Origin of the sequence: Trichloromonas sp., assembly GCF_041583255.1 — a bacterium.
Lineage (GTDB): Bacteria > Desulfobacterota > Desulfuromonadia > Desulfuromonadales > Trichloromonadaceae > Trichloromonas.
The window spans coordinates 1-4,273 of record NZ_JBFHGD010000247.1; the positions used below are offsets into that span (position 1 = coordinate 1).

The window sequence follows — 4,273 nt, forward strand, 5'->3', positions numbered from 1 at the left end:
CATCGAGGAGATCCTGCAGCCCGCCCGGGGCATGGTGGCAGGAGCCGCAGGCCCCGCCGGCCTTGAGGGTGTTGGTGATCTGTTCAATGGTGTGCAGGTTGAGTTCGCGGATTTTCCGGCGCAGGTACGGTTCGGTGACGGTGAAGCATTTGCACACCAGGCGCCCGGTTTTTTCCTCCTCTTTCTGCGTCAGCTCGGGGAGGTGGGGCTGCAGGTCGACCCCGCGTTTTTGGGCCCAGTCAATGACCGCCGCCTGCAGCGCCTCGGCCCCCATGACCGAACAGTGGATTTTTTCTTCCGGCAGCCCGCCGAGAAAATCGACCAGATCCCGATTGGTCAACTGCAGCGCCTCGATCGGCGTTTTGCCGCCCGCTTCGAGCAGGGCGCAGAGCGCCTCTGAAGAGGCGATGGCCGAGGTGCAGCCGAAGGTCAGGTAGCGGGCCTGGGTGATGAGATCGCGGGTCGGGTCGGTCGGGTGCCGATCGACACGGAAGTAGAAGCGCAGGGCGTCGCCGCAGACGATGGAGCCGTGCTCGCCGAAACCGTCCGGGTTTTTCAGCTCTCCCATGTGGGTTCCGGTCTTCCCCTGCACGGCGTCCATGAACAACTGGAGAACTTTTTCGCTGTATTCCCAAGGCATCCCGTTTCTCCTGGCAGGCCGATCGAGACAACTCAAGCTGCGGCCGGCCGCTTCAGTTGGTGTCTTTCTATCTTACCCGATGGTTGCCAGAGGGCAAAGTGCGGCACCTGTCAGGGCGGGAGGGGGAGCCGCTAAGTTCAAAAAGCAGCGGGCCCCTGATCAAGTATCAGGGGCCCGCGAGGGGTTCGTTATGAAGAATGCCGAAAGTTACCGGCTGTGGCCGGTCAGGTAGCTTTTCACGGTCGCCGTGTCGGCGTCTATGACTTCGCAGCGCTTCTCCCGGCTTTCGATGCCGGCCAAAGATGGCGGCATGTCCGGGGCGCTGCCGATGGCCTGCTTGACCGCGTCGCCGAACTTGGCCGGATGGGCGGTCGCCAGGCAGACCACGGGAACCTCGCCGTCGGAGAGCTCTTTGGCCGCCCTGACGCCGACGGCGGTGTGCGGGTCGAGCACGTAGCCGGTTCTGGCGTGGAAATCGCGGATGGTGGCCAGGGTTTGCTCGCCGTCGACCGAAAGGGCGAGGAAATCACCGGTCACCCGGGCCAGTTCGGCCTCGCTGAAGCTGAGACGGCCGCTGGCGGAGAATTGTGCCATGGCCTCGCGGACCCGTCCGCTCTGGCAGTCGTACAGGTAGTAGAGGTAGCGCTCAAAATTGCTCGCCAGCTGGATATCCATCGAGGGGGAGAAGGTCTGCACCACGTCGCTGATCGAGTAGTCACCGCGGGTGACAAAGCGGGACAGGATGTTGTTCTCGTTGGTGGCCAGGATCAGGTGACGGATCGGCAGCCCCATTTTCTTGGCGATGAAGCCGGCGAAAATATCGCCGAAATTGCCGGTCGGCACCGAGAAGCAGATCTGCCGGCAGTCGGTCTGCTTGCGCACCCGGCCCCAGGCATAGAAATAGTAGACGACCTGGGCCAGCACCCGCGCCCAGTTGATCGAATTGACCGCTCCCAGCGAGTATTCAGATTTGAAGCTGAGATCGCCGAAGATCTCTTTGACGATCCTCTGGCCATCGTCGAAGGTGCCGCGGATCGCCAGGTTGAAGACGTTCGGGTCGGTCACCGTGGTCATCTGCAGTTCCTGGATCGGGGACACCTTCTGATGGGGATGCAGGATGAAGATGTTGATGTTTTCCTTGCCCCGGACCCCGTAGATGGCGGCGCTGCCGGTGTCGCCCGAGGTGGCGCCGAGGATGTTCATCTTCTCGCCACGCTCTTTTAACAGATATTCGAACAGGTTGCCGAGAAACTGCAGGGCAACGTCCTTGAAGGCGAGGGTAGGGCCGTGAAAGAGTTCGAGAATATGGACGCCGTCGTGGTGAACCACCGGGGTGATGTCTGGATGGGTGAAGGACGCATACGAACGGTCGATCAGGTCTTTCAGGTCGACAGAGGGGATGTCGCCGACAAACTTCGAGATAAGCTGAAACGCCAGTTCCGGATAGGCCAGTTTTTCCAGCGCGGCGATATCGCCGGGCGTCAGGGTCGGGATCGATTCGGGCAGCAGCAGCCCGCCGTCGTCGGCCAATCCCATCATGACGGCATCTTTGAATGAGAGGCTGCGGATGCGGCCGCGGGTACTCATGTATTTCATGGTTTTGCGCTCCTCGTTTTTAATCGGCGCATTCTAGCAGGAAAGGCAGGGGCAGGGAAGGGGAAAGCATAAAAAAGGGGGGGAGCATTGCTGCTCCCCCCGGTGTTCGGCTATCGGGTGATTTTAGTCTGCTTCCTGGGCATCGACAACGGCGACCGCGGCCATGTTGACGATATCCGCCACGTCGTCCCCCCGCTGCAGAACGTGAACCGGCTTCTTGGTTCCCATCAGGATAGGCCCGACCATTTCAGCGCCACCGAGTTTGTGCAGCAGCTTGTAGGAAATGTTGCCCGATTGCAGGTCGGGGAAGATGAAGACGTTGGCATTGCCTTTCAGTTTCGAAAACGGGTATTGCTTCTCGATCAGTTCGGGGTCGAGAGCGACATTGGCCTGGATTTCGCCTTCCACGATCAGGTCGGGGGCCCGTTGCTTGACCAGCGCGGTAGCCCGCTTGACATTAAGGGTCAGCGGGTGATCGGCGCTGCCGAAGTTGGAGAACGAAAGCATCGCGACCCGCGGCTCGATGTCGAAGTGGCGGGCTTTTTCTGCGGTCAGAATGGCGGTTTCGGCCAGTTCCTCGGCGGTCGGCTCGATGGTGACCGTGGTGTCGGCGAAAAAGACCACGTCCTTTTTGGTGACCATCATGTACATGCCGTGAACCTTGGACAGCCCTTCCTTCTTGCCGATGATTTCAAGGGCCGGGCGGAGGGTGTCCGGGTAGTGATGGTTGATGCCGGAGAGGAGGGTGTCGGCATCGCCGGACTGGACCATCATCGACCCGTAGTAGTTGCGGTTTTTGCGGATCTGCCGGCGGGCTTCCGCCAGGGTGACCCCTTTGCGCTGGCGCAGCTTAAAGTATTCCTGCGCGTAAACGTCGCTCTGCGGATCTTTCATCGGATCGATGATCTGAACGGCGCCGAGGTCGAGGTTAAGCGATTTGATGCGCTCTTCGATCTCTTCACGGTCACCAAGCAGAATCGGCTTGGCAATGCCCTCGTCGACCAGGATGGCGGCGGCCCGCAAGACCTTGTCCTCTTCCCCTTCAGGAAAGACGACCCGCTTCGGGTTGGCCTTGGCCTTGTTGATGAGAATACGCATGACTTCTTTGGAACGGCCCTGCAGGGCCTCCAGTGACTCTTTGTACTTTTCCATGTTCTGGATCGGACGGCGGGCTACGCCGGTATCCATGGCGGCCTGGGCAACGGCCGGGGCAACGTGAAGCAGGACGCGGGGATCAAACGGCTTGGGAATCAGGTATTCTCGGCCGAACTTGATCTCTTCGCCGCCGTAAGCTTTGCGCACCGAGTCGGGGACGTCCTGCTTGGCCAGGTTGGCCAGGGCATGCACGGCAGCCAGTTTCATCTCGGCGTTGATGGCGCTGGCGTGGGTGTCGAGGGCGCCGCGGAACAGGAAGGGGAAACAGAGAACGTTGTTGACCTGGTTGTTGTAATCGCTGCGGCCGGTGCCGATGATGACGTCATCGCGAACGGCCTTGGCCTCGGGCGGCGTGATCTCCGGGTCAGGGTTGGCCATGGCGAACACGATCGGATCCTTCGCCATCGACTTGAGCATTTCAGCGGTGACCGCGCCCTTGGCGGATACGCCGAAGAAGATGTCGGCACCGACCATGGCGTCGTCCAGGGTGCGGGCGTCGGTTTCGGCGGCCAGGCGCTCCTTGTACTCGTTCATCCCCTCGGTGCGGCCCTTGTAGATGACGCCCTTGGTGTCGCAGAGGATGACATTGTTTTTATCGATGCCCATGGTGATGGCGAGATTCGCGCAGGCGATGCCGGCGGCACCGGCGCCGTTCACAACAATCTTGACATCTTCGACCTTTTTGCCGACCACCTCCAGGGCGTTGAGCATCCCTGCGGCGGAGATGATCGCGGTGCCGTGCTGGTCATCGTGGAAGACCGGGATATTCATGATCTTCTGGAGTTCTTCTTCAATGTAAAAGCACTCGGGGCCCTTGATGTCTTCGAGGTTGATGCCGCCGAAGGTCGGCTCGAGCAGTTTGACGGTGCGGATCAGTTCGTC

Annotated in this window: 3 protein-coding genes; all 3 read right to left on the reverse strand. The window is 60.6% G+C overall.

Going from position 1 to position 4,273, the window contains the following annotated elements; all coding sequences use genetic code 11:
- A partial coding sequence (locus ABYV89_RS14885) for an iron-sulfur cluster assembly scaffold protein (RefSeq protein WP_432823721.1) occupies positions 1–640 on the reverse strand: 640 nt, incomplete at its 3' end.
- 207 nt (positions 641–847) lie between these two features.
- Positions 848–2,236 carry a threonine synthase gene (thrC, locus tag ABYV89_RS14890; RefSeq protein ID WP_432823722.1) on the reverse strand — a complete coding sequence of 463 codons (1,389 nt, stop codon included), beginning with the start codon at positions 2,234–2,236 and terminating at the stop codon, positions 848–850.
- A gap of 123 nt (positions 2,237–2,359) precedes the next feature.
- Positions 2,360–4,273, reverse strand: a 1,914-nt coding sequence (locus tag ABYV89_RS14895) for an NADP-dependent malic enzyme (RefSeq protein WP_432823723.1), incomplete at its 5' end; no start/stop codon positions are given.

What these genes read in the sequence shown, in the direction of transcription:
- thrC (WP_432823722.1), bottom strand. Translation starts at nt 2,236, where the DNA reads ATGAAATACATGAGTACCCGCGGCCGCATCCGCAGCCTCTCATTCAAA.